The organism is Paenibacillus sp. NPDC058174 (assembly GCF_042883865.1).
In the GTDB taxonomy this organism is placed as follows: domain Bacteria; phylum Bacillota; class Bacilli; order Paenibacillales; family Paenibacillaceae; genus Pristimantibacillus.
The window spans coordinates 478047-503412 of record NZ_JBHVUY010000003.1 but is presented as its reverse complement, the minus strand read 5'-3'; the positions used below and the strand labels follow the sequence as shown (position 1 = coordinate 503412).

General features: G+C 52.5%; 19 protein-coding genes. 2 read left to right on the top strand and 17 right to left on the bottom strand.

Features of this window, described 5'->3' with window-relative positions; genetic code table 11:
* Positions 1–30 precede the first annotated feature (30 nt).
* Genes ACFVVF_RS18305 through ACFVVF_RS18295 form a run of 3 tightly spaced genes read right to left on the bottom strand, consistent with a single transcriptional unit; the run spans position 31 to position 9463 of the window.
* Positions 31–1551, bottom strand: coding sequence for a tetratricopeptide repeat-containing glycosyltransferase family 2 protein (locus tag ACFVVF_RS18305; protein ID WP_387813156.1), 1521 nt, complete (start codon positions 1549–1551; stop codon positions 31–33).
* A complete protein-coding gene (locus ACFVVF_RS18300) occupies positions 1514–3595 on the bottom strand; it encodes a glycosyltransferase (protein WP_387812622.1) in 2082 nt (693 codons plus the stop codon). Before ACFVVF_RS18300 ends, ACFVVF_RS18305 begins: the two co-directional genes overlap by 38 nt.
* Before the next feature lie 15 nt (positions 3596–3610).
* Positions 3611–9463, bottom strand: a complete 5853-nt coding sequence (locus ACFVVF_RS18295; RefSeq protein ID WP_387812619.1) for a DUF6385 domain-containing protein — start codon at positions 9461–9463, stop codon at positions 3611–3613.
* Between the two features lie 322 nt (positions 9464–9785).
* Here ACFVVF_RS18295 and ACFVVF_RS18290 point away from each other — a divergent pair, with 322 nt between their 5' ends.
* Together ACFVVF_RS18290 and ACFVVF_RS18285 are read left to right on the top strand one after the other, a co-directional pair.
* Entirely contained in the window at positions 9786–10319 is a 534-nt protein-coding gene (locus ACFVVF_RS18290) for a hypothetical protein (RefSeq protein ID WP_387812617.1), read from the top strand.
* The gene (locus tag ACFVVF_RS18285; protein ID WP_387812614.1) at positions 10319–10903 is read left to right on the top strand and encodes a hypothetical protein; all 585 of its coding nucleotides are present in this window, start codon (positions 10319–10321) and stop codon (positions 10901–10903) included. Before ACFVVF_RS18290 ends, ACFVVF_RS18285 begins: the two co-directional genes overlap by 1 nt.
* A 73-nt stretch (positions 10904–10976) precedes the next feature.
* Here the strand turns inward: ACFVVF_RS18285 and ACFVVF_RS18280 are convergent, their stop codons facing one another.
* The 14 genes from ACFVVF_RS18280 to ACFVVF_RS18215 form a co-directional block, all read right to left on the bottom strand.
* Positions 10977–11522, bottom strand: coding sequence for a glutathione peroxidase (locus ACFVVF_RS18280; RefSeq protein ID WP_387812611.1), 546 nt, complete (start codon positions 11520–11522; stop codon positions 10977–10979).
* Between the two features lie 121 nt (positions 11523–11643).
* Positions 11644–12138, bottom strand: coding sequence for a CcdC family protein (locus ACFVVF_RS18275; protein ID WP_387812608.1), 495 nt, complete (start codon positions 12136–12138; stop codon positions 11644–11646).
* 157 nt (positions 12139–12295) lie between these two features.
* Complete coding sequence (locus ACFVVF_RS18270; protein ID WP_387812605.1) at positions 12296–12904, bottom strand: hypothetical protein; 609 nt, start codon at positions 12902–12904, stop codon at positions 12296–12298.
* Positions 12905–12927: 23 nt separating this feature from the next.
* Positions 12928–14583, bottom strand: coding sequence for a hypothetical protein (locus ACFVVF_RS18265; protein ID WP_387812602.1), 1656 nt, complete (start codon positions 14581–14583; stop codon positions 12928–12930).
* Between the two features lie 180 nt (positions 14584–14763).
* Positions 14764–15747 carry an aldo/keto reductase gene (locus ACFVVF_RS18260; protein WP_387812599.1) on the bottom strand — a complete coding sequence of 328 codons (984 nt, stop codon included), beginning with the start codon at positions 15745–15747 and terminating at the stop codon, positions 14764–14766.
* A 76-nt stretch (positions 15748–15823) separates the two neighbouring features.
* Positions 15824–16834 carry an ABC transporter ATP-binding protein gene (locus ACFVVF_RS18255; RefSeq protein ID WP_387812596.1) on the bottom strand — a complete coding sequence of 337 codons (1011 nt, stop codon included), beginning with the start codon at positions 16832–16834 and terminating at the stop codon, positions 15824–15826.
* A gap of 40 nt (positions 16835–16874) precedes the next feature.
* Positions 16875–17657 carry an ABC transporter permease gene (locus ACFVVF_RS18250; RefSeq protein ID WP_387812593.1) on the bottom strand — a complete coding sequence of 261 codons (783 nt, stop codon included), beginning with the start codon at positions 17655–17657 and terminating at the stop codon, positions 16875–16877.
* Positions 17654–18463, bottom strand: coding sequence for an ABC transporter permease (locus ACFVVF_RS18245; RefSeq protein ID WP_387813154.1), 810 nt, complete (start codon positions 18461–18463; stop codon positions 17654–17656). The genes ACFVVF_RS18250 and ACFVVF_RS18245 overlap by 4 nt, the downstream gene beginning before the upstream one ends.
* Positions 18460–19647, bottom strand: coding sequence for a serine hydrolase domain-containing protein (locus tag ACFVVF_RS18240; protein ID WP_387812591.1), 1188 nt, complete (start codon positions 19645–19647; stop codon positions 18460–18462). Before ACFVVF_RS18240 ends, ACFVVF_RS18245 begins: the two co-directional genes overlap by 4 nt.
* A gap of 33 nt (positions 19648–19680) precedes the next feature.
* Positions 19681–20835: a serine hydrolase domain-containing protein gene (locus tag ACFVVF_RS18235; RefSeq protein WP_387812588.1), complete on the bottom strand. Its 1155-nt coding sequence runs from the start codon at positions 20833–20835 to the stop codon at positions 19681–19683.
* Positions 20836–21086: 251 nt separating this feature from the next.
* Positions 21087–21350, bottom strand: coding sequence for a hypothetical protein (locus ACFVVF_RS18230; RefSeq protein WP_387812585.1), 264 nt, complete (start codon positions 21348–21350; stop codon positions 21087–21089).
* A gap of 956 nt (positions 21351–22306) precedes the next feature.
* On the bottom strand, positions 22307–23761 hold the full coding sequence (locus ACFVVF_RS18225; protein WP_387812582.1) for a catalase: 1455 nt from the start codon (positions 23759–23761) through the stop codon (positions 22307–22309).
* 252 nt (positions 23762–24013) lie between these two features.
* Complete coding sequence (locus ACFVVF_RS18220; protein WP_387812579.1) at positions 24014–24832, bottom strand: winged helix-turn-helix transcriptional regulator; 819 nt, start codon at positions 24830–24832, stop codon at positions 24014–24016.
* Complete coding sequence (locus ACFVVF_RS18215; protein WP_387812577.1) at positions 24817–25203, bottom strand: Fur family transcriptional regulator; 387 nt, start codon at positions 25201–25203, stop codon at positions 24817–24819. The genes ACFVVF_RS18220 and ACFVVF_RS18215 overlap by 16 nt, the downstream gene beginning before the upstream one ends.
* Positions 25204–25366: the final 163 nt, after the last annotated feature.

Here is a 25366-nt window from a genome sequence, read left to right as displayed (position 1 = left end):
CTTCAGCTCCTCCTTGCCGCCATATATCGATTACCAGCCCTCGTAAAAAGGCAGTTGAAGCCGAATGGCCGTTACCGCTCTTTGCTCCAATGCTGACTTCCTGCTCTTCTGATAAGCAGCCAGCCTGTCATCCGCCCGGTCGCGCCAATCTTTCGATCTTACCTGCTTCTCCCCGGCTTCCCCGCCTTCGTACCCGTTAACAGAGGACTGCCTTTCTTCAAACGGGAGCACACTGTTGTCTCCGCTTCTAAACCTAGCGATAATCTCGGTCAACGACTGCTTGAGCGCCGAATTCTTTTCTGTGGAAGCATGCCATTCCAGCCAAGATAACGCTGCTTGACCGCAGCCGGAAGCCTGCATGACACCCGCTACCTTTAAGATCGATCCCTCGTCTGGACAATGCAGCTTAGAAGCGAGCACAGCGCTAACCGCTATGGACCGCCCGCTAGACCGGTAATAGGCGCATAAACGGAATAATGGCGGAAGCAGACTGGATTTCATCCTCAGCGCCAGCACGTAGTAACGAATAACCGCCTGATCATCCTGCAGCGCTTCACATAACCGCCCCAGTAAATAAGCGGTGCGAAAAGTGCCCATTCCGTCCTCTGTATGATACTGAGGCGGCGCCACGCCGAGCTCTACCGCCCGCTCCGCGGCGGCACGAGCTTCCTTCAACTGTCCCAATTGGGCATGCGCCAGCGCTTTATAATGCCACATATCCGTATAAGCCGGAAAACGAACCGTCCCTTCCGATGCGGCTTCCGCAGCCTCCTGCCATCGTCCTAGCAATTGCAGGCTTAACGCCTCGTATTTGTTGACCAGATGCGCATAATTCAATTGCTCGAAATCAGCAGCATTCCGTACCAGCCGGAAAGCAGCCAGAGCCTCCGCCGGCTCTCCCACCCTCAAATGCTCTACACCGATGTTGTAGCGGTGAAAGCTGTTCCCCGGCTCCTCCGCTATAGCCAGCTTCAACAGCTCCATATTGCGCTTAAGCTTTCCTTTGGACTCTACTACTTGGTGCTTGTAGCCATAATGATGGATGATAGCCTCTGTCAAATGAAATCTTCGATCCGGAAACCTTCGCAAAACCGATGGTGCAATCTGTTCGTGAATCCGCCCCTCAAACCGGATTTTCTTGTCGCTGCGGAATAAGCGAAGCACCGGATGGATTGTCGCCCCCTGCCCTTCATCGTCCCCGACAATGTTCCAAATTTGCAGCAGCAGCGCGGAAATGCTCTTGTCTTTTACAAAATCGAGCAACTGGCCTTTCGTGGACGCATCCAGTCTCTCATCAGCATCCAGAAAGAGAATCCATTCTCCACTAGCCCGATCCAAGCCTGCATTTCGTGCTTTTGCAAAGTCGTGATCCCATTTATAATGAACGATTATTGCGCCATAATGGGCCGCAATTTCCGTCGTGCGGTCGGTTGAACCCGTATCGACAATAATAATTTCATCTGCAATGCCCTGTACGCTCTTCAGACAATCCGCCAAAAATGCCTCTTCATCCTTAACGATCATGCATAAGGAAATTAGCTTCCGACGCATCTCCACCTGCGCGCCTCCTTTGCAATCCGTTCCAGTTCGTTAACCAGCCAAGCGCTTCCGTCAGCCTTAACGCCTCCGTAATCCGTTCCCGATCCTGCTCCGGCCAGCCGCCGTCCCAGCTCCGGCCTCCGCCGTAATCCTCTGGCTGCAGCGACTCTAGCGCCAGCTGCAAGTATAACGAGGCAACAGCTAGCTGTGCCCGGTCGGCAATTGCTGACCCTTCCGCTTCAGCAGCTTGCTCCATGAGCGGCAGCGCTTCTTGAAACAGTCTTTTACGGTAAAGCAGCTCGCCCAAGCGATAAGCCTGTTCCGCTCCCAGCCTGCCTTTTGCCCCATAGCTTTGCAGCATGAGATCTGCCGATGCAGTCATATAGCCGTTATCGTACAGGGAAATCTCAAAGGAACCGTCTAGTCCTCGAAGCCGCTTTGCAAAGCTCTGCGCCAAGGGCAGCATGCCATGTCCAATGGCCCGATCCATAAAAATCCTCGCTGCCTCTAAATTACGGGCATTAGCAAGAGCTGCCGGATAACCGCGTCTTTTTGACGTCAAAAGCAGATCAAGCTCTTTTACCCAATCCAACTGCGGTTTTCCCATTAGCAGACTAAGCTGGCTCCAGCCTTGAACGGGCATTCGCCGCTCCTCCGCCCAAAGGCAAAGCATCCAGTCGACTATTGCCATCCCTAGCTCTTCCGTATAGGCCTGATCCTGAACAACCAAGCCCTCCAGCAGCTCACTCGCTTCGGAATACCGCTGGTTTCCGATCAGGCACTCGCTGAACAGCACCGTATCCCGGACCGTCAATTCTTTATTCTGAACCGATTGCCAGACTGTCAAAGCCTCCTCATAAGCACCGATGCCGCCCAGTACACGGGCAATAAGTTTAGTCTGATCAGACTTCACCCACTCGCCTAACCGGTCCGCCAAAGCGGAGTCAGGCACACCGTCTTCGTGAAGCCATAACGCCATACCTTTCAAGGCTGGCTCCCATAGGGGAGCTTGCTCCAGCGCTATTTTCAAATGATGATTCGCTTCTATCCGGTGACCTAAGCGCAAATAAATTTCGGCAAGGGCTGTATGTGCCCGATAACCCGATGATCCCGCCAGAGATACGTAGCTGCCTTGTTCCCCCGCTGCAATTGCCGCTTTAAACGCTGCTTCGGCGTCCGTGAGCAAATGAAGGGCAACCAGACTTTCGCCATACAGCAAATGAAGCTCAGCATAATCCCCATAGCCGAGCGTTTCCCCTCGCAGTAATTGTCCGGCCTCATCTGCTTTGCCGCTGGCTAGCAATGTTTTGGCATAGTCGCGAATGAGCGTGGGCCGATAAGGCGCCTTTACCGATGTCGTTGCAAGCGACTGTCGAAAAGCGTCAAGCGCTTCTGCAAGACTGCCCAATTGGCATAGTGCAACGGCATAATTGTATAGACAAAAAGGATCATTCGGCTGCTGGGACAGCTGCCTGGTAATGATCCGTAAATTCCTTTCTGTTTTCTTTTTACGCTGAATGACGGAAGGCTTGTAGCCATCGTGTAAAAGAAGAAAGGAAGCTTTCAGCAGAGGACCTTCTGCTTCCTTCAATTCATTCGTTTCCGTGCAAAGCTGTTCATGGATTTCTCCTGTATATTTAAAGCCATGTCCATTGCGAAATAGTCTGACAGCCTCGCTCCGCACCACATTCTGATGATCCGTGTCGTCAATAATATGCTCCATTGCAATCTTAAATGATGACAAGGATACGTCTGCATTGTCCAGCTCTTGCCTCAGAAGTGACAGTTCTCCTCCTGTGAGCCATTCATCTGCATCCAGTACCAAAATCCATTGCGTGCTTGCTTCCTCAAGCAATCGATTTCGTACAGCGGCAAAATCATCCTGCCAAGGCACTGCAATTACTTTAGCGCCGAAGCCGGCGGCAATCGCCGCCGACTGATCCGTCGAACCGGTGTCGGCGACAATAATCTCATCCGCAATTCCTTGGACGCTACTTAAGCAGCGCCCTAACACATCGGCCTCGTCTCTGACTATGACGTGAACGCCGAGAAGCATAGTCAAACCTCCCATCTAAGTTCCTTGACCATTGAAATACACATCTACCGTCGTTGCGTTTCCTGATGAACTCGAGCGAGCGGACAGCCTCGTGTATTTCAAAAATCTTTGCGGCACGAGCACATCTACAGAGCCTACCAATATGCCTGTATCTGTCGATACATCGGTATACCAGTTCGAACCGTTAGCACTGATCTCAACGATCGCATCAGCCGCGTTGCTGCCTGGCCCCCTGTTGTAGACATAGAAGGAATAAGTGCCGTAGTTGCTAGTCGTCACAGGCAAAATAGGGGTATAGGTGTTTGTTGTTACTATATTAGTCGTCGACTGTTCTTGGAAGCTCTTCTGCGAAATTGAAATGACGCTGGTAAGCGTACCTGCTGTAATTGTTGCTCCTAGCACTGCGGCCAACGTACCTGTGGTAATTGTAGCCCCCAACACTGCTGCGAGTGTACCTGTAGTAATTGTTGCTCCTGACACGGCTGCGAGCGTACCTGTCGTGATCGTAGCTCCCAACAACGCTGCCAGTGTACCTGTGGTGATTGTGGCTCCCAGCACTGCATTCAACGTTCCACCTGTTATCGTCGCTCCAGACACTGCTACGGTTCCGCCAGATATCGCAACAGTCCCTCCGGACAATGCCACAGTTCCTCCCGTGATTGTTGCTCCGAGTATCGCTGTTAATGTCCCGGCCGTAATCGTCGCTCCCAACAGCGCTGCCAGCGTACCTGTCGTGATCGTGGCTCCCAGCACTGCATTCAACGTTCCACCTGTGATCGTCGCCCCTGAGACCGCTACGGTTCCGCCAGACAATGCCACGGTACCTCCGGTGATCGTCGCTCCAAGTATCGCAGTCAATGTCCCGGCCGTGATCGTCGCTCCAGACACGGCTGCCAACGTACCTGTCGTGATCGTTGCTCCCAGCACTGCATTCAACGTTCCACCTGTGATCGTCGCTCCAGACACTGCCACTGTTCCGCCGGATATCGCTACGGTTCCACCGGATAGAGTCACCGTTCCCCCAGACAACGCGACGGTGCCTCCTGTGATTGTAGCTCCAAGTATCGCAGTCAATGTTCCTGCCGTGATCGTCGCTCCGGACACCGCTGCCAACGTACCTGTCGTGATCGTTGCACCAAGCACTGCATTCAACGTTCCACCTGTAATTGTCGCTCCTGATACCGCTACTGTCCCTCCGGATATCGCTACCGTTCCACTAGATATCGCGACAGTTCCTCCAGTGATCGTCGCTCCGAGTATCGCAGTTAATGTTCCTGCTGTGATCGTCGCTCCCAACAGCGCTGCCAGCGTACCTGTGGTGATCGTTGCTCCCAGTACGGCATTCAACGTTCCACCTGTGATTGTCGCTCCGGATACCGCTACGGTTCCGCCAGATATCGCTACCGTTCCGCTAGATATAGCTACAGTGCCTCCGGACAATGCGACAGTCCCTCCGGTGATCGTGGCTCCGAGAATTGCAGTCAATGTTCCTGCCGTGATCGTTGCACCAAGCACTGCATTCAACGTTCCACCCGTGATTGTCGCTCCGGATACCGCTACGGTTCCACCAGATATCGCTACCGTTCCGCTAGATATTGCGACAGTTCCTCCGGTGATCGTCGCCCCAAGTATCGCAGTCAATGTCCCGGCCGTGATCGTAGCTCCGGACACGGCTGCCAACGTACCTGTCGTGATCGTTGCTCCCAGCACTGCATTCAACGTTCCTCCGGTGATTGTCGCTCCTGAGACCGCTACGGTTCCACCGGATATCGCTACCGTTCCGCTAGATATTGCCACTGTGCCTCCGGACAACGCGACAGTACCTCCGGTGATCGTCGCTCCGAGTATCGCAGTTAATGTTCCTGCTGTGATCGTCGCTCCAGACACGGCTGCCAGTGTACCCGTGGTGATCGTAGCTCCCAGCACTGCATTCAACGTTCCACCTGTGATCGTCGCCCCTGATACAGCTACGGTGCCTCCGGATATTGCCACCGTTCCGCTAGATATCGCTACAGTACCTCCGGTGATCGTAGCCCCGAGTATCGCAGTCAATGTTCCGGCCGTGATTGTCGCTCCGGACACGGCTGCCAACGTACCTGTCGTGATCGTTGCACCAAGCACGGCATTTAACGTTCCACCTGTAATCGTGGCTCCGGATACCGCTACGGTTCCGCCAGATATCGCTACCGTCCCCCCGGACAAAGCGACGGTACCTCCGGTGATTGTAGCCCCAAGTATCGCAGTTAATGTTCCTGCCGTGATCGTCGCTCCGGATACTGCTGCCAGGGTACCTGTCGTAATCGTGGCTCCCAGCACTGCATTCAACGTTCCTCCGGTAATCGTGGCTCCGGACACAGCCACTGTTCCTCCGGATATCGCTACCGTTCCACTAGATATTGCCACTGTGCCTCCGGTGATCGTTGCCCCGAGAATTGCAGTCAATGTCCCGGCCGTGATCGTCGCTCCGGACACAGCTGCCAACGTACCTGTGGTAATCGTCGCTCCCAGCACTGCGTTTAACGTTCCGCCAGTGATTGTTGCTCCGGACACCGCCACTGTTCCTCCGGATATCGCTACCGTTCCGCTAGATATCGCTACAGTGCCTCCGGACAACGCGACAGTCCCCCCGGTGATCGTGGCTCCGAGAATTGCAGTCAATGTTCCTGCCGTGATCGTCGCTCCAGACACTGCATTCAACGTTCCACCCGTGATTGTCGCTCCGGATACCGCTACGGTTCCACCAGATATCGCTACCGTTCCACTAGATATCGCGACAGTCCCTCCGGACAACGCGACAGTACCTCCGGTGATCGTCGCTCCGAGAATTGCAGTCAATGTCCCGGCCGTGATTGTTGCTCCAGACACGGCTGCCAGTGTACCTGTGGTAATCGTGGCTCCCAGTACGGCATTCAACGTTCCACCTGTGATCGTAGCCCCTGAGACCGCTACGGTGCCTCCGGATATTGCCACCGTTCCGCTAGATATCGCTACTGTCCCTCCGGACAACGCCACTGTGCCTCCGGTGATCGTAGCCCCAAGTATCGCAGTCAATGTCCCGGCCGTGATCGTCGCTCCAGACACGGCTGCCAATGTACCTGTCGTGATCGTTGCACCAAGCACGGCATTCAACGTTCCACCTGTGATCGTAGCCCCTGAGACCGCTACGGTTCCACCGGATATGGCTACTGTTCCGCTAGATATCGCTACAGTACCTCCGGTGATCGTAGCACCAAGTATCGCAGTCAATGTCCCAGCAGTGATCGTGGCTCCGGACACGGCTGCCAACGTACCTGTCGTGATTGTTGCACCAAGTACTGCATTCAACGTTCCACCCGTGATTGTCGCTCCTGAGACCGCTACGGTTCCACCAGATATGGCTACCGTTCCGCTAGATATTGCCACTGTGCCTCCAGTGATCGTCGCTCCGAGTATCGCAGTTAATGTTCCTGCCGTGATCGTCGCTCCAGACACGGCTGCCAGTGTACCCGTGGTGATCGTAGCACCAAGCACTGCATTCAACGTTCCACCTGTAATTGTCGCTCCGGAGACGGCTACTGTCCCTCCGGATATCGCTACCGTTCCACTAGATATCGCGACAGTTCCGCCAGACAATGCCACAGTACCTCCGGTGATCGTGGCTCCAAGTATCGCTGTTAATGTTCCTGCCGTGATCGTGGCTCCGGACACGGCTGCCAACGTACCTGTGGTGATTGTTGCTCCCAGCACGGCATTCAACGTTCCACCCGTGATTGTCGCTCCCGATACCGCTACGGTTCCACCGGATATGGCTACTGTTCCGCTAGATATCGCGACAGTACCTCCGGATAACGCCACTGTGCCTCCGGTGATCGTTGCCCCAAGAATTGCAGTCAATGTTCCTGCCGTGATTGTGGCTCCGGACACGGCTGCCAGCGTACCCGTGGTAATTGTTGCTCCCAGCACGGCATTCAACGTTCCTCCGGTAATCGTCGCTCCTGAAACGGCTACTGTTCCACCAGATATGGCTACCGTACCTCCGGACAACGCCACTGTGCCTCCGGTGATCGTAGCACCAAGAATTGCAGTCAGTGTCCCAGCCGTGATCGTGGCTCCGGACACGGCTGCCAACGTACCTGTCGTGATCGTTGCACCAAGCACTGCATTCAACGTTCCACCTGTGATCGTCGCCCCTGAGACCGCTACGGTTCCGCCAGATATCGCTATCGTTCCACTAGATATAGCGACAGTACCTCCGGTGATTGTAGCTCCAAGTATCGCAGTCAATGTTCCTGCCGTGATCGTCGCTCCGGACACTGCTGCCAACGTACCTGTCGTGATCGTTGCACCAAGCACTGCATTCAACGTTCCACCCGTGATTGTCGCTCCGGATACCGCTACGGTTCCACCAGATATCGCTACAGTACCTCCAGACAACGCCACTGTACCTCCGGTGATCGTAGCCCCAAGTATTGCAGTCAATGTCCCTGCGGTGATCGTGGCTCCAGACACGGCTGCCAACGTACCTGTAGTGATCGTAGCTCCCAGCACGGCATTCAACGTTCCACCTGTGATTGTCGCTCCGGATACCGCTACGGTTCCACCAGATATGGCTACTGTTCCGCTAGATATCGCTACAGTACCTCCGGTGATCGTAGCCCCAAGTATCGCAGTTAATGTCCCGGCCGTGATCGTTGCTCCGGACACCGCTGCCAGTGTACCTGTGGTAATCGTCGCTCCGAGTACGGCATTCAACGTTCCACCCGTGATCGTCGCTCCTGATACCGCTACGGTTCCGCCGGATATTACCACGGTTCCACCGGATAGAGTCACCGTTCCCCCAGACAACGCGACGGTGCCTCCTGTGATCGTAGCCCCAAGTATCGCAGTCAATGTCCCGGCCGTGATCGTTGCTCCAGACACCGCTGCCAGTGTACCTGTCGTAATCGTCGCTCCGAGTACGGCATTCAACGTTCCACCCGTGATGGTCGCTCCAGACACTGCCACTGTTCCGCCGGATATCGCAACCGTTCCACTAGATATCGCTACTGTCCCCCCGGACAAAGCGACGGTACCTCCGGTGATTGTAGCCCCAAGTATCGCAGTCAATGTTCCTGCCGTAATTGTTGCTCCAGACACCGCTGCCAGCGTACCTGTCGTGATCGTCGCTCCAAGTACGGCATTCAACGTTCCACCGGTAATCGTAGCTCCTGATACTGCTACGGTTCCTCCGGATATGGCCACGGTGCCTCCGGACAATGTCACAGTACCACCGGATAACGCTACTGTGCCTCCCGTGATCGTTGCTCCCAGAATCGCAGTTATTGTCCCGGCCGTGATGGTTGCCCCTGAAACCGCCGCCAACGTTCCTGTGGTAATCGTCGCCCCAAGCACCGCTCCCAGCGTTCCGCCAGTGATCGTCGCTCCAGACACCGCTACGGTTCCGCCAGATATGGCTACTGTCCCTCCGGACAGCGCTACAGTCCCACCCGTAATTGTTGCTCCGAGAATCGCAGTTATTGTCCCGGCCGTGATTGTCGCTCCTGATACGGCCGCCAACGTTCCTGTCGTGATCGTCGCTCCAGACACAGCTGCCAGCGTACCCGTGGTGATCGTGGCTCCCAGCACTGCGTTCAGAGTTCCACCCGTGATCGTTACGCCCATTACCGAGACGGTTCCGCCCGAGATGGCTACTGTTCCTCCAGATATCGCCACTGTGCCGCCGCTAATCGTAGCTCCCAATATGCTGCTGATTGTCCCGCCATTCGATATGTTCAAAATATGTCCTGCAGAATCAGTCGCAATCGCTTGCGGCGTAGATGTACTGTCCCTGCCGAATATTAGCGTTCGTAATTTATCCGGATTGGGGTTAAATGTCGTAAAGTTTGGCATCGTTGTTCACCTTCTTTTTACTGAGTTGTGCATGGGCAGGAAGCTATAAGGCTTGCTGCTTGAAAACATTCCTGAGCACCGCTCATTCCAAATCGAAGGCATTGTGGCCGACTTCTTCCGAATCGTTCCCCATCCTTTTCCCCTCGATGTCCATGCTCTTATACGATATGAGTCCCTTTGTACAAAGGAAGCGGCTTGTGACGGAAGCACATCAGCCCCAAAATGCCGTCTTTTCCAGTTCCCCCATACAAAAAGCAGCAAATCGCCATATTCTATCCAGACAAGCAATTAATAACTGTAGAGTTAAATGAGGTGAAAAAAAATGCCAAACTTTTCGGTATTCAATAAAGTGAACAACCCTTTGTACACTCAAATTAATAATGCCTATAACAATCCCGCTGTCGTGACGACTCCGGATGGAAGTGCAGCCATCAACGGCCGTCTATTCATTGTCACTTCAGCAAGCACCGCCGTCACCGGAAGCAATAACCTGTTAATTCAGATCTCGAATCCGAATCCAAGCGGCAGAACGCTATATGTCTCGCAAATATCCGGCGGGATCAGCGCGGCTGCCACACTCAACGTTTACTCCGGCGGAACGACTCCTGGAGGCACAACGCCGACACCGTTCAACCTCAATTTCGGCAGCGCCGGTGCAAGCGTTGCAACAGCCCGCGTAGCAACCGGCACTGTTACAGGAACGCCGACGTTGTTTCTAACCGCACTGCTTGCCGCAGGTCAATTCAGCTACCCGTTTGTAGGAGGCATTGTCGTTCCGCCTAACCGCTCCATCACCATTTCTGTCGGTACCGGTGCGATTACGGCAGCTGCGAATATTACATGGTGGGAATACTGATGCCAAACTATAATATTTTCGATCCGAAAAACAGCAACTACACCACAAATGGAACCAACAACTACACACAACCAGGAGCATCTGTCCCGCCAGATTCGGCTACATCTAAAGCCGTCGCGCAATATTTTTCAATTAACGCTGCCAACAGCGCTTCATTAGGACTATTAGGGGGAAGTGTGAACATCTCCATCCAGATCGCCAATCCCTCTAACAGCGGGAAAACCTTTTATCTGCAGCAGATATTGGGATACACAAACGTATCCTTAAGCTTGCTGTCGAGCTTTTCCGGACTGGTAACCGTCTATAGCGGCGGAACGCTTACCTCTCCCTCAGCGGTGGTCCCTGCCAATCTACAATTAGGCAGCTCCGTTACAAGTGCGGCTACGACGAACTCATCGATTTTCACCGTCAGCGGCGGCACCTCATTTAGTCTGTATCCGCTGTTTCCGGGACCACTACAGATTAATTTCAATGGAAATGTCGCTATTCCGCCAGGGCAGACGCTAACCGTTAACGTATTAGGCACAATAACCGTTCTCGGCATTATGGGTGCGGGAGTGGAGGCATTATGGTGGGAAAATTGACAGTCTGCCATATGGACACAAAAGAACCCGCAACGGGAATCGTTACGGGTTCTTCACTTCATCTATATACAGCTTACAGCAGCTTTTCAATATCGGCTTTCATATCAAGCGGTTCTTCTGTCGATTCGAAGCGTTTGACAACATTGCCTTCGCGGTCGATGAGGAATTTAGTAAAGTTCCATTTGATCGAATCACCTTCCAGAAATTCTGGAAGCTTCTCTTCCAAGAAGGAATTCAGCATTTTGCCGCTTGGGGCGGATGTATCGAAGCCTTCGAATGGAGCCTGCTCCGTCAGATAGTCGAATAGTGGATGCGCTTCTTCGCCGCGAACGTCTGTTTTTGCAAAAAGCGGGAAGGAAACGCCGTAGTTAATTTGGCAGAAGCTTTGTACATCGGAGTTGGACCCCGGCTCCTGCTCGCCGAATTGGTTGCTTGGGAAGCCGAGAATTTCCAAGCCTTGCTCCTTGTACTCTTCATATACTTTCTGAAGATCGCTGTATTGTGGTGTAAAACCGCATTTGCTCGCTGTGTTAACGATTACGAGCGCTTTTCCTTTATATTGCTCCAGGCTGACTTTCTCGCCAGTAATTTTTTCCGCTTCGAATTGATAGATGGACATGATGTATTCCTCCCGAAATCGAATTTAGCAAAATTAAATTGCATACAATTTATATATCAAAGAATAGCATATGGAATGGGCGAAGTCAAACCCAAACCGCAGCTATTTTTACCTTGCCCATTTAATTGGCAGCTTCCACCTTCTGCAGACGCACATAATCACTGATCATCGCCAGACGCCAAGGAATAATCATCCCGAATGCCAGCAAATAAAAGATCGCTCCTGTCTGCGGAATCGACATATATTGCTCGACGACGGTATGCAGGGAAAGCCTGATGATGAATAGAGTTACCATTATGAAAATAAACGCTTTGGAGCGTTTTACGTAAATATCTGCATCTACCTTTTCCAGCCGGGTCGTAACGATCAGAGGAAAAGCGAATATAAGCATGCCTGTACCAAAGGCTGAAAAGCCCCAGAGCAGCGGAATATGCATAAAAGGAAACGCGAACATAATGAAGCCGGTGGCCATGCCGAGCGGCGGAATGATGATTTTACGCAGTGAGGTCGGCTGCTTTCCTGCACGAATGCGCATAAATATAAGAAAACTGCCGGCCAGCATCGACACGATAATCGCGCCAATCTGTAAAAGCGGGGTCGATAGTTGTTGCATCATTTTGCCGATGCCTCCGTTTCTCGGATTCTCGAAATAGGACTTGCCTATATCACCATTACCATCGTACTTCAAATCAATACGCACAGCAAACGGCTCGTACAAAAAAAAGAGCATTCCCCGTCCTAATAGATGGGCAATGGCTCTTTGAGCAGGCTGCTTATATTTTAGTCCAGCGATTCATATACAGGCCCGAAATGTCGACTTGCACGATACCCGGTTCTTCTAAAGCTGCTTCATCGTTGCCTTGCGTCTCCAAAGGGGGCAAATAGATCAGAAAATCATCCCCGTCCTTGTAATTTAATCCGCTTGCTCCGACCATAGAGCCAGTATAGTTTTCCGCTTCATATTGCACAGTTATTTGAGCGATCATGTCGGTTGCGAAAAGATGCTCGTCTAATGTATGGTGATGAAGTCCTGATATCAAAGAAGCTCCAGAAAGCGAATAGGCTCCGCAGGACCGAAAACCGATTTCATAACCTCCGTCACTGCCATTCCCATGATCGGCATAATACACATAAACACGATGTTTTCCGTCATTATACAATTCTTTGCCGATATTGCTCTTCAGATCCGTCAGGTTAATCGAAAGTGAATACGTTTCTTCTATAGGATAGCCTTCTTTATCGCTGAACTCTTGTGTATTGTTGGCAATATAGCTTATCCCCTGAGTCCACAAGCCGGTTAAACCTGACCTCCATAAACCGAATGCTGTCACCACAGCGAGTGCCGTTAAAATGAGTATTGTCCTTCTAAGCTTCATTCCCATCACCGCTCCTTTCGTTCTTCCGTCTACAGCTTCCGCACATGCCCCAGTAGCACCTCAGATGTAATCCAGCGCCTGAACACTAAGAACAAAAGGACAGACGGCAGGCTGACGATAGCGCCATATCGAAGTACGTCTACGAAGTGCATGCCGGATTGAGCCAATGCCCGGAACTGATAAACTGGAGAGAACATATTCGGATCGGCAATATGCATCACTGACGGGATAAAAGCATTCCAAATTGCAACAAACTGCAGCACGCCTAGCGCAAGAATCGGCTTCCACAGTTTTGGAAGATAGAGCATGACAAACGCATGCGCTTCGCCTTTTCCTTCTTGTTCAGCCTGCTCCTTCAAATCAGAATATTTGCTGTTGAAAATGCTCTTAAGCACGAATACAGGTACGATAGCAATGATGCCATACAAGAAAATCGGGAAGACGGTGTTGTTCATCCCCATCGTTCTAGCCTGAAAAAATTCAAAAACATAAGACGAGCCCAGTACAGCCAACAGGATCAGGAAAAAGGTATATACCGCTTTACCTGGCAGCCTGCGCACAGTAAGCGGGTAAGCGAGCAAGGTGATCATCATCATATGAAAAATAGCGGCTATGAAGCCGATCATCAAATACAAAATATAATGGACTGGTTTTATTAACTGCAGGACACCATTCTCGGCTGACATTGTAAACGGATAAATAAATAGCACATAAAGAAATGCCAGCACTGCAAGCCCATAGAGTACCGACACTGCCGTTCCCGCTGCAGCTCCTCCGCTTAAAGAAGAGCGGCCGTTTAATTTGCCTGCCTCAGCAATACCGCTAAACAAGTCACCAATAAAATAACGCTTAACGAGCAGATAAGCCCCGTAAGCAAATACGAGCTGCACGATAATAAGAATGATCTGGATTGAAGCGCCCGTACCGGTATTCATCTGCATCAGAAAGGCGTTAAAGCCATAGGTCTCCAGCGTTTCCCCTGTTTGCCTTACTAACGGATTAAGCAGCGATTGCAGCAGTTCGAAATCTCCGGACAAAATATAAGTAAGCTGCAGCAGCAGAAAAGCAGCCACGGCTCTCGCCGCTGGTATGACCTTTGCTTGCACGAACAGACTCGCCTCGCCGGCAAGGGAAGCTTGCCGTGAGCTTATAGCCGCAAGCGCAACTGCAATGGCGATACCGCAGGTTTTAAACGTCTCAGCAGCAATTGCTATAGGCTGGAAGAGCTCAGCTTGTGCCAATGCTGTGACATTCAGCGAAGCAATTGGCGACTGCCCTTCAGACAAAAGCCATGCCACAACGTAAGCGAAGACGCCGGACGGGATGAAGTAAGGAATTAGAAACAGAGTCAGCAAACTCCCCCGGAGCACCCGGGAACGAACGAGACTTAACGCAATCGCAAGTACGAACGCCAGCAGACCGCTCGCCAACATGTACCCGAGCTTTATGGACAGCGTATTGCGCAGCAGCTGCCAAAATAATGTGTCGCCCGAGAAAAGGCGGGCATAATGGCGTAAACCGACCCATTCGCTTTGGAACAAATCTTTGTGAAATTGATAATCGACCAGCGACATATAAAGACCGGAAAAGAACGGAATAATCTTGAATCCGATTAGAAATAAAACGGCCGGAATGACAATCAAATAATGCATCCGGTATTTCCATATTCGTTGTGTGATGCTCATACTCATCCCCCATCTCTTTTTTGCAGGTATGATGTCACATAAACCCCATTAAATTGTAAAGGAACTCCAAAACAGGGGCAACCATTATTTTCTAAATTAAGTGGATCAGCCCCTCAATAATCCGTATTTATGCAAAAAAAAAGCCGGCCCGGGTTTAACCCCGAACCGGCTAAATTATATTTAATACGAGCCGCGAATGAACGGCTTCACTTGCTCCTGATAGAAGGCTCGCAGCCGCTCGTTCTCCGTCTCCGTAAAGGACGGTACATCCAGCGCTGCCAAGTTATCCTGCACCTGGCTTACGTTGCGGAAGCCCGGAATGACGCAGGTGACCGCTTCGTGATCAAGCAGCCAGCGCAGCGACGCGCGGGTCATATTGCCCCGGCCCTCTGCAATCCAGCCCAGCTGCCCTGCGAGTTCAACGCCTTTGGCGAAGCCAAGTCCGGCGAATGTCTCGCCGACATTGAACTGCTCGCCATTCTCGTTGAAACGGCGGTGATCGTCTGCCTCGAAGGTTGTCTGCGGCGTGAACTTGCCCGTCAACAGGCCGCTTGCCAGCGGCAGCCGCACCAGAATAGCCACGCCGCGGCGATGTGCCTCGTCAAGCAGCTGCTCCAGCGGTTTTTGCCGGAAGATGTTGACGATCACTTGCAGGGCACGCACATTCGGCTGCTCCAGACAGAACAAGCCTTCCTCCACGGACTCTACGCTGACACCGTAATGGCGGACTTTTCCTTCCTCGACGAGCTTGTCCAGCACGCCGAATACACGGCCGTCCTGCAGGATCTGCAGCGGCGGGCAGTGTATCTGGTACAAATCCAGCCGTTCCCGCTCCAGACGTTTCAGACTGGCTTCGCAATAAGAGCGTACCGACTCCTCAGAATAGGTGGACGGATCGTGAATATCTCCAGCGCGGCAGAACTTAGTTGCGATATGAATCTCGTCCTCCCGCCCCTTCGTCGCCTGCGCCAGCAGACGTTCGCTATGGCCGCCCCCGTACACGTCCGCCGTATCAAATAAGTTAACGCCCGCTTCCATCGCTGCTTCCAATGCGAGCAAAGATTGTTTATCGTCTACGCTTCCCCAGGAGCCGCCGATCGCCCACGTGCCAAAGCTGATCTCGCTCACTAACAAATCCGATGATCCCAGTTTACGATACTGCATCGATGAATTCGCCTCCTGCCGTAATGGCTTACCGCATTAGTGTACTCCATCCCTTGGATACCGTTCAACTTCCGTTCTATTTTATCGCGGACACGGCAGCTTCGGAACGGGCTTCAGCATTCTCCAGGTAGAGCTCCTTCATAATCGATTCAATCGGAATCGCCTCAATTTCCATATCCGCAATACCGTAAGAATCATTGAATAGGCGGATGAAATTTTTTAGCGGCAGAAGGTCGGTATCAATCTCGACTCCGATCTCCAGCGGCCCAAGCCGTTCAGCGATTCGCAATCCTTGAAGCTGCAGATTAGGTACAACGCTCTCCGTCGTCAATCGGACCGATTTCTTGCTGCCGACCCGGCTTTTCAAGCCGCTCAGCGCATCGTCAAAAACAATCGTTCCGTGATTGATCACAATGACGCGCTCGGCAAGCATCTCCACATCCTCCAGATCATGCGTCGTCAAAATAAACGTCACGCCCTGACGATTCATGCTGCGGATAAAGCCCCGGATGTTCTCCTTCGCAATCATGTCGAGACCGATTGTAGGCTCATCGAGAAATACGAGCTGCGGCCGGTGCAGCATCGCCATTATGAATTCGCACTTCATCCGCTCGCCAAGCGACAGCTGGCGGGTTGGCTTGCGCATTATATCGCCGACTTCAAGCAGCTCGACGAGTTCATTCAAGGTCGCGCGATATTCCGCATCCGGCACGCCGTATATCGCTTTGTTCATATAGAAAGCGTCAGCCGGAGGAATGTCCCACAGCAGCTGTGACTTCTGTCCGAAGACTGCGCCGATCTTCCCGACGTACTCCCGCCTTTGCTTCCAAGGAACAAGACCTAGTGCCCGAACCTCTCCCGCTGTCGGATGAAGGACGCCGGTTAACATTTTCAGCGTGGTCGATTTGCCTGCTCCATTTGGGCCTAGAAAAGCGAGCATCTCGCCTTGCGGCACCGTAAAGGACAGATTGTTGACCGCCGTAATTTCCTTCATCGGCCTGCGGATCAGATTTTTGGCCACTTCGCGCAGCGTATGGCCGCGCTCATGGGTCATGTACGTTTTCGTCAAATTCCTTACTTCAATCATGGTAGTCCAACTCTCCTCCCACTTCGCCTGTACGCCTCTGTCATCCTCCCGCGCTCGTATAGCTTCTCAGCATCCGATTCCAATAATAAACGCCAAGCAGCAGAAACAGGCTAACCGGCACTAATGACCATAACGCCTCCAAACCGCTGCGACCCAGTAATGCAGATGCCGGTACGAAGGCTATTAACCCGACAGGCAGCACGTAGGTCAGCAGATTTTGCAGCGACTTGGCGAAGATCGTCCCGGGATACATCCCGAAGCTCGTCACCGCGTCAAAAATATCAAATACGCGGCTGCTGCCAACCCAGCGGAACAGCATCCCGGACAAAAACAGCGACACTGCGCATAGAATAGCGATTGCAGCGATAAAAAGCAGCCCGAATTGCAGCCACGCTCCTAGAGCTGGCTGGGACATGCCGCTAAGCGCAAAGCCGAAAATGACCGCGCCGCTAAACAATCGGCCGAAGTCGTCGGGATCAAAGCCGGTCAGCATCGCCATCAGCATGACAGGACGGGGCCGCAGCAGCAGCAAATCAAACGTTCCTTCGCGAACATGGCTAAGCGTCGTTCCGACCATCCCAAAGAAGAAAGGAAAGGCTATCCCTTTTGCCAATGCGAACACGCCTTGAATAAGCAGCGCTTCATGCATCGTCCAGCCCGGGAACGATGCTCCCGAGCCGTAAATAAGAAGCGTCACGAATGGAACGACCAAGTCACCGGCGACGAGCAACAATACACTGAGGATAAAATGGCTCCGGTACGCCATCTGCTCCGCAAGCTTGGTCCGCAATACGGCACCCAGGCAATGCATGATTCCCCTCATACACCCACCCCCGTAAACCGTCTCATGGCCGCTCCGTACAGAGCAAGCATAATCGCACCGGCCAGAAGCACAGCGACAGCTTGCAGACCTACCGCCTGCTCAACTGACAGCCGGATCCCGGCAAGCTCATAATCCCCGATGTAGACGCGAGTCGGCAAGTAGGTAATAAACTGAAACGGCAGGAAGAACAGCACCTTTTGCAGCACTTCCGGAAAAAAAGACAGCGGCAGAAATACCCCTGCGCTTACGTCCTTTAACAACAGAAATACTCTGCGCACGCCTTCCGCCCGGACGAGCCAGAACGCCGTAAGTCCCACACAGTAATTCACGATAAAATTCATCAGAAAGCTGAGCAGAATGGAAACGACTGCCCAGAAGGGCGACGCCGGCTTCAGATTGACGCCAAAGACGAAAATAAATAAAGCCATCACCGGCAGCACCTCAATCCACAACGCCAGCGAGCGGTGACCGATTTTTTGCGAGAGTGCGAACAGCCAGTGAGGCACCGGACGTAACGCAAACGTTACGAATTTCCCGCTGCGCACCAGCATCTGCAAGTTCCAATCGGCGAAATCGAATGCGATGTAGTGAATAAGCGTCGCCACTCCGTAGTATGCAAGCATCTGTGAGTAGGTCAGCCCGTTGATCGTATCCCGGCCCTCGAACATGGCACTCCAAATAAATACTTGAACGAGGAAAAGCACCGGCCCGACCAATAAAGAAGCCGCCATATGCGACCGGAACGCGGCCCACTCTTTATAGGTCGCGAAGCCGATCGAACGAATGATGGCGGCCAGCCTTCTCATAGCCAACCGGAGCCAAGGATGCTGTGCGTGCCGTCAATGGCTTCCGGGCACCAGTCGATATTGGAAGGCAGAAAATATACAGTAACCGCTTGTCTCAGCGGATCAATTAGCAGCTTGGAGCGTCCCGCTCCTTCATGTCCATAAGAGCCCTGCGGCAGCCATTCATCCGGTCTCGTCAGTGAAGCGCCGATTCCGTAGATGAATTCGCTGTACTGCGCGCCCCATGAGTGAGCCGGAATACCGCTGCCCAGCGTGTTTTGCGACATTTTCTCAATGGATTTCCGGGAGAGCACCCGCACGCCGTCAAGCTGTCCGCCGTTCAGAAACATCTGTCCGAACCGGAACAAATCATCAATGGTCGAATATAAGCCGCCGCCGGCTCTTGGAGGGGCGTACGTCCGGTCGTCATTCTTCTCCAGCCGCTTCACATCATAATCATTCGTAACACAAACCTCGTGATGCAGCTCCTTAGGCACCTCGAAGAAGGTGCGCGACATCCCAAGCGGCTGTGCAATCTCTTCAATAATGTACTGTTCATACGGCTTGCCGCTCGCCCGGGTGATGATTTCGCCCAGCAGCGCATAACCTGCGGAAGAATACATCCATTGCTCGCCAGGCGATGCAATCGGCTTGCCGGATAATACCGCCTTAATCCACGCGCTGCGGCGCATCCGTTCCGCCTCTTCAGCATCTTTCACCTCAAAGCGGCCCTTTGCATCCGGCTCAAAGGCGAACATGACATCCCACCAGCCCATTGCGTAAGGCTCTTGGAAGTAGCCCGGATCAGCCTGTACCCCTGATGTATGGGTCAGCAGATGCCAGATTTGAATTTTCTCGTACATCGGATGCTTGAATTCTTCAATCCATTCGGATACCGATTGGCGCAGGAACAGCTTGCCCTGTTCAATGAGCTGGAAGATCGCGACTGTTGTAAACAGCTTGGTCACGGAAGCGACACGGCGGATGGAATCCGTCCGCAGCTCATGGGAGTCCGGTGCATGCGTTAACGGTCCAAAGCAATTGCTTGCGGACACCGTTCCGTTTTGCGCGAGCAAATATGAGGCACACTGCAGCTTTTCCTCATCAATCATCGTTTGCAGATGGCTCTCCAGCCGGCTTAGCGCCTCCGGATCAAATCCGGCTGCCGGCTTTTGAATGCGGGTTGTTGCATCTATCAAAGACATAGGCTTCCCTCCGTCGTTAGATAAGGATGTGTGTTAGAGTAATCCCGACCAGGCAATCGCCCGGGGCGTTACGACCGACTCGTTCGTGAACCCTTTAGGGCTTGGCACGAAGAAAGCAAAGACAAGTTCCTCCGCCGGGTCCACATAGAGACCGCAATGGCCGAAGCCTTCATGCGAGAACGTTCCTTTGCTGCACAGATCATAGTGATCGAGCGACCAGCCCAATCCGTACTGATAGTCAGTCTGACGGCTTCCCCAGCCATTATTGGTCACTCCATGCAGCTGATTCGTCGTATGCAGGCCAACAGCTCTTGTCGATATAATTCGTCTGCCGTTGCCCTCTCCGCCATTCAGCATCATTTGACCGAACTTGGTCAAGTCCTCCAGCGTGGAGTACAGACCGTTCCCAGCCTTAGGCGGAAAATCAGCATCAACTGTCCGCGGATTCAGCACCTGCTCGCGTTCCCATTCATTCGTACAGCATACTTGGCTGCGGTATTCCTCCGGCACCTGCATAAACGTCCGGTTCATGCCCAAAGGCTGCGTAATTTCATCGCGAATATATTGATCGTAATGTTTGCCGGATACTTTCGTGATCACTTGCCCGAGCAGCACGTAGCCGCCGGAACTATAAATCCATTCTTTTCCCGGCTTGTTTTGCAGCGGGCCCGCCAACAGCATCTTGATCCAGTTGATATCGCTGTTCTGAGCTTTCATTTCACGCACCGCCCACTCATACCACGGCAAGCCGTAAGGCTCCATATGAAAGCCCGGGTCTCCTCTTAGACCTGATGTGTGAGTTAACAAGTGAAATATCGTAATGCCGCGATGCGCATCCGTATTAAACTCAGGCAATATGCTGCTTACCGATTGATGTAACGCGATCTTGCCCCGATCGATGAGCTGAAGAATCGCTACTGCTGTAAACGCTTTAGTAATGGAGTAAACCTTGCGTAAGGAGTCCGGTTCCAGGTCGGGGCTATTGTCGTCCGGCAGCTGCTTTCCGAAGGACCGGTTAGCGAACGTTTTGCCTTTACTGGACAACATGTAGCTGGCTGCTTGAATTGTGCCTTTCTGGATCAGATCCATATAATGCTCATCGAGTCTGTCCAACGTCTTCGGGTCGTAGCCGACTTCCTTTGGGCTTGCATCTGTCCAGCCCTCATGATTCGATATCGTCGTTTGCATGTCCAAACACCCTCCCTTGATTGGGGTTTCATGGAATATAAAACACAATTTCCACTTTAAGCCATTTGCTTATAGGTGTCTATCCCTTTTTTGGGATTTCAGTTTCGTGGGAAGTCGTTCGTGAAATGTCCCATTTGCCCTGCATAAAAATGGGCTTTTGCAAGCAGCGAAGCGGCTTCGCTGCGTTTCCTACAAGGTTCGTGCATTTAGGCTCAATGGGTGGTTTTCCGTGAAATAACGAAGCGGCTTCGCTATTTTACGAAGCTAAGTTCGCTGTGGAAGTGGACACGGGAGGCTTCGCGGCGCGCAGCGAACTGGTTTTCGCTATTCGCAAACCTAGGTTCACCAACAGCGAAATTTAGTTCGCTGTTGCCTTGCAGCAGCGGCGAAACACCTCCTACAGCGAAAATCGCTTCGCTATTTTGCGAAGCCGCATCGCTCCAGTAACTTATTGTGGTCAACCCACCATAATGTAACTTTAGATAGTCAACTACCATTATGCTACGTTGCTCCATGTGCCATCAGTTTGCAGCTGCACTGCTACGTTGCTCCATGTGCCGTCAGTTTGCAGCTGTGCTACGTTTCCTACAAGGTTCGTTCATTTAGGCTCAACGGATGGTTTTCCGTGTGATAGCGAACCAGCTTCGCTATTTTACGAAGCTAGGTTCGCTGTGGGAGTAGGGGCGGGGGACTTCGAGAAACGCAGCGAACTGGTTTTCGCTATTCGCGAACCTAGGTTCACCAACAGCGAAATGTAGTTCGCTATTGCCCAGCAGCAGTCGCGAAATGCCTCCTACAGCGAAATTTGCTTCGCTATTTTGCGAAGCTGCTTCGCTCCAGCAACTTATTGTGGTCAACCCACCATCATGTAACTTTATGTAGTCAACTACCATTATGCTACGTTGCTCCATGTGCCATCAGTTTGCAGCTGCTCTACGTTTACTATAAGGTTCGTGCATTTAGGCTCAATGGGTGGTTTTCCGTGAAATAGCGAACCGGATTCGCTATTTTACGAAGCTAGATTCGCTGTGGAATTGGATACTGGGGGCTTCGTCGCACGCAGCGAACTGGTTTTCGCTATTCGCGAACCTCGGTTCACCAACAGCGAAATTTAGTTCGCTATTGCCTTGCAGCAGCGGTGGAACGCCTCCTACAGCGAAAGTTGGTTCGCTTTTTTGCGAACCTGCTTCGCTCCAGTAACTAGTGCGCTTTCGCTGCTGCACTCATCAGACATTACTCCAATACTAACCAAGCTAACCATTACTTGTCGTTACCAGGCTCATCCATAGAAATGAGCTGACTAACACTGCCATATAGCAGGCTATCATCATCAAAAAAGGACTGCGCAGAGTTTTTCTCTGCACAGTCCTCATTTCCGACTACAATCTAACAGGCTATCACCTGCGGCTGAAGCGGCACGCCAGCTGACACGTCCCTCCCCAGTTACAAGCCGGAAGGTGCCAAACAGCCCTTACCCCTGCGGCACGTACTTGCGGATGTCTACGCCGAGCCCTTCGGACAGGCGTGTCCCCAGCTCTACGTTCGCACGAAAGAAGTTGCACACAGCGCGAAGCTGGATGTCCTCACTCGTCTGCGACAAATCACCGATGAGATTGCTGACCAGATTATTGCGCTGCTCCGGTGCAAGCGACAGGTAGCGCTCGCCCGCTTGGGTGAAATCGTCCGTCTTATCGATGCGCTGGCGGCCAGCCGATCCGTGAAGCGGAGCATAGCTGTCCTTGTACACTGGATCTTCTTTTGGACGATCCGAGGCGCTGTTCGGCTCATAATTGATCGGCGACGGATCGGCCGACATCGTCATTGCGCCGTCGCGCTGATAGTTGCGAGCCGGTGCATACGGGCAGTTGACGGGAATGTTCAGGTAGTTGGCACCAAGCCGGTAGCGCTGCGTGTCCGGGTACGAGAACAATCGGCCCTGCAGCAGCTTATCCTCGGAAGGCTCAATGCCCGGCACAAGCGCGCTTGGCGCAAATGCGGATTGCTCCACCTCGGAGAAATAGTTGACTGGGTTACGATTAAGCGTCATCGTGCCTACTTTTTGCAGCGGATACATATCCTCCGGCCACACTTTGGTCGGATCAAGCGGATCAAATGCATAGCGGTCGACATGTTCGGTCGGCAACAGTTGAACGAACAATTCCCATTCCGGATGATTGCCAAGCTGAATGGCCTCGTACAAATCACGAGTCGCATGATTGAAATCCTGCGCTTGCTTAGCCGAGGCTTCCGCCGCTGTAAAGTTGCGCACGCCCTGCTTCGATTTCCAATGGTATTTCACATAGATCGCTTTGCCCTCGGCGTTGATCCACTTAAAGGCATGGACGCCAAAGCCGTCCATTTCCCGGTAGCTCGCAGGCGTTCCGTCATCCGAGAACAGCCATGTCATCATATGTGTCGATTCCGGCGTCAGCGTCATGAAATCCCAATAACGGTTAGGGTCCTGAATATTCGTATCCGGTGCAGGCTTAAGTGAATGAACCATGTCTGGGAACTTAATCGCATCGCGGATAAAAAAGACAGGCAAATGATTGCCGACAATGTCAAGGTTGCCTTCCTCTGTATAAAATTTAACCGCAAAACCGCGCGGATCACGGGCGGTCTCAGGCGAACCCGTTCCGTGAATAACGGTTGAGAACCGGACGAATACCCGCGTCTCCTTGCCTGCTTCCTGCAGAAAATGGGCTTTCGTATACGCCTTCATGCTGTTCTCCGTACGGAACACACCGTGAGCGCCCGCGCCCCGCGCGTGAACGGCACGCTCCGGAATCCGTTCGCGATCGAAATGCGCAAGCTTCTCCAGCAGATGATAATCTTCCAGCAGCGCCGGGCCGCGCTGACCCGCCGTCCGGGAATTCTGATTGTCGCCAACTGGCGCCCCTTGATTCGTTGTAAAACGGTTGTCCATGTGCATGACCTCCAAGTTATATTTAGACTTGATCTAAATCCTAATATAGTAGAGTTTAACGTGAGCACACGTTGTCTGTCATGAACATTAGATGAAGGTAAAATGAAGATTTCATGAGTAAACCCATGCACTCACGCCACACAAGGCTGGAACGTTGGTTAACAGGCATTTCTTCATTGGACTGATCAATCTCAATTGATAGGGTGATTAATCATCGATTCATCTCCTGGACGATCGGCCAGTCCATTCCAATCAACCCTCCGCAAGCCGGTAGCCTGCACCTCGAACCGTTACAATATATTGCGGCGCGGCGGCGCTGTCGCCGAGCTTCTTGCGCAGCGACTTGATATGGACGTCGACCACATTGCTGCCGCCAAGAAACTGGCTGCCCCAGATCGCATCGAACATCGCTTCACGGCTAATTACCCCGCCATCCGACGTTACAAACATCAGCAGCAGCTCATACTCCGTTTTCGTCAGCTCGATCCGCTGCTCTCCGCGATAGACGATCATTTTTTTCAAATCGATGGACAGATCCTTAAAGGTGTAGCTGGATTCCAAAATGGAGCCGCCCGACGGTGTCCGCTGCTGCAGAATATGATTGATCCGGCGCAGCGCTGCCATCGGCTCTCCCGGCCATACGAGCAGCTCCGCCCCCTCCGGCAATGAATGTGAAGCAACCTTCGCGTGCTCTCCGATTAGGAACAACAGCGGAATGCCATGCAGATGAGCGGTCTGATTCAGACCTGCGCGAAGCGCATCTACCGCATCAGGATTGAGCAGCGGGTGGGGTGTTGCGTCAAACAGAATCAGCTCCGGCTGCAAGCTGCTCACGAACGCTTTGTTGAGGTCATGCAGCGTGAACAAGTCAAAGCAGTCGGCTGCCAGCAAACGCAGCAAGTTGTGCATTCTCTCCGGGAATGGACTAACGGCCATTACTCTTTTCGTTAAGGAGCAAGCCATCTGCCCCCCCGGAAAAACATCCTCTTCGCTAGCATATGAAGGAGCCTGGCCGTTCATGACGTCAGCCCGCTCGCTAAATTCGCCTCCGGCATTTATTGGCTGGCGCATGCTTCACACATCCCTTCAAGCACGACATCGGCATGCAAAACTTTAAATTTCGTTTCCTCGCCCACACGCTTCAACCAATCCGACGGCAATTCCGTCAGCACTTCTTCTACACGGCCGCAGCTTTTACATACGATATGCTGATGTTCGTCCGTCCGGGCATCATAGCGGGATGCCGTCTCACCCAGCTTCAGCTCCCTAATCATGCCCGCATCCGTCAAATAGCGCAGTGAATTATAGATGGTACCGTAAGCAAAGCTGCGCCCTTCTTCGCGAAGGCGCTCCATAATATCGGCGGCCGTCGGATGATCATGTGATTGCTGTATGACATCGAGAATGGCTTTGCGTTGTATCGTTAAATTTATTTTGGACATCGTCTATTCATTCCTTAAATTTTGATTTAGACTAAGTATAAATCTGTAGCCGTGTGTCCGTCAACCACGGTCACAACCACCTGACACTAGAAGCAGGAAACGAGTGGCAAGTGATAAATAATAAGTAACAGGAGGCAAGTTAAAACGACATATGACAGTGAAA

What these genes read in the sequence shown, in the direction of transcription:
- ACFVVF_RS18305 (WP_387813156.1), bottom strand. Translation starts at nt 1,551, where the DNA reads ATGCGTCGGAAGCTAATTTCCTTATGCATGATCGTTAAGGATGAAGAG.
- ACFVVF_RS18300 (WP_387812622.1), bottom strand. Translation starts at nt 3,595, where the DNA reads ATGCTTCTCGGCGTTCACGTCATAGTCAGAGACGAGGCCGATGTGTTA.
- ACFVVF_RS18295 (WP_387812619.1), bottom strand. Translation starts at nt 9,463, where the DNA reads ATGCCAAACTTTACGACATTTAACCCCAATCCGGATAAATTACGAACG.
- ACFVVF_RS18290 (WP_387812617.1), top strand. Translation starts at nt 9,786, where the DNA reads ATGCCAAACTTTTCGGTATTCAATAAAGTGAACAACCCTTTGTACACT.
- ACFVVF_RS18285 (WP_387812614.1), top strand. Translation starts at nt 10,319, where the DNA reads ATGCCAAACTATAATATTTTCGATCCGAAAAACAGCAACTACACCACA.
- ACFVVF_RS18280 (WP_387812611.1), bottom strand. Translation starts at nt 11,522, where the DNA reads ATGTCCATCTATCAATTCGAAGCGGAAAAAATTACTGGCGAGAAAGTC.
- ACFVVF_RS18275 (WP_387812608.1), bottom strand. Translation starts at nt 12,138, where the DNA reads ATGATGCAACAACTATCGACCCCGCTTTTACAGATTGGCGCGATTATC.
- ACFVVF_RS18270 (WP_387812605.1), bottom strand. Translation starts at nt 12,904, where the DNA reads ATGGGAATGAAGCTTAGAAGGACAATACTCATTTTAACGGCACTCGCT.
- ACFVVF_RS18265 (WP_387812602.1), bottom strand. Translation starts at nt 14,583, where the DNA reads ATGAGCATCACACAACGAATATGGAAATACCGGATGCATTATTTGATT.
- ACFVVF_RS18260 (WP_387812599.1), bottom strand. Translation starts at nt 15,747, where the DNA reads ATGCAGTATCGTAAACTGGGATCATCGGATTTGTTAGTGAGCGAGATC.
- ACFVVF_RS18255 (WP_387812596.1), bottom strand. Translation starts at nt 16,834, where the DNA reads ATGATTGAAGTAAGGAATTTGACGAAAACGTACATGACCCATGAGCGC.
- ACFVVF_RS18250 (WP_387812593.1), bottom strand. Translation starts at nt 17,657, where the DNA reads ATGAGGGGAATCATGCATTGCCTGGGTGCCGTATTGCGGACCAAGCTT.
- ACFVVF_RS18245 (WP_387813154.1), bottom strand. Translation starts at nt 18,463, where the DNA reads ATGAGAAGGCTGGCCGCCATCATTCGTTCGATCGGCTTCGCGACCTAT.
- ACFVVF_RS18240 (WP_387812591.1), bottom strand. Translation starts at nt 19,647, where the DNA reads ATGTCTTTGATAGATGCAACAACCCGCATTCAAAAGCCGGCAGCCGGA.
- ACFVVF_RS18235 (WP_387812588.1), bottom strand. Translation starts at nt 20,835, where the DNA reads ATGCAAACGACGATATCGAATCATGAGGGCTGGACAGATGCAAGCCCA.
- ACFVVF_RS18230 (WP_387812585.1), bottom strand. Translation starts at nt 21,350, where the DNA reads ATGGAGCAACGTAGCATAATGGTAGTTGACTATCTAAAGTTACATTAT.
- ACFVVF_RS18225 (WP_387812582.1), bottom strand. Translation starts at nt 23,761, where the DNA reads ATGGACAACCGTTTTACAACGAATCAAGGGGCGCCAGTTGGCGACAAT.
- ACFVVF_RS18220 (WP_387812579.1), bottom strand. Translation starts at nt 24,832, where the DNA reads ATGCGCCAGCCAATAAATGCCGGAGGCGAATTTAGCGAGCGGGCTGAC.
- ACFVVF_RS18215 (WP_387812577.1), bottom strand. Translation starts at nt 25,203, where the DNA reads ATGTCCAAAATAAATTTAACGATACAACGCAAAGCCATTCTCGATGTC.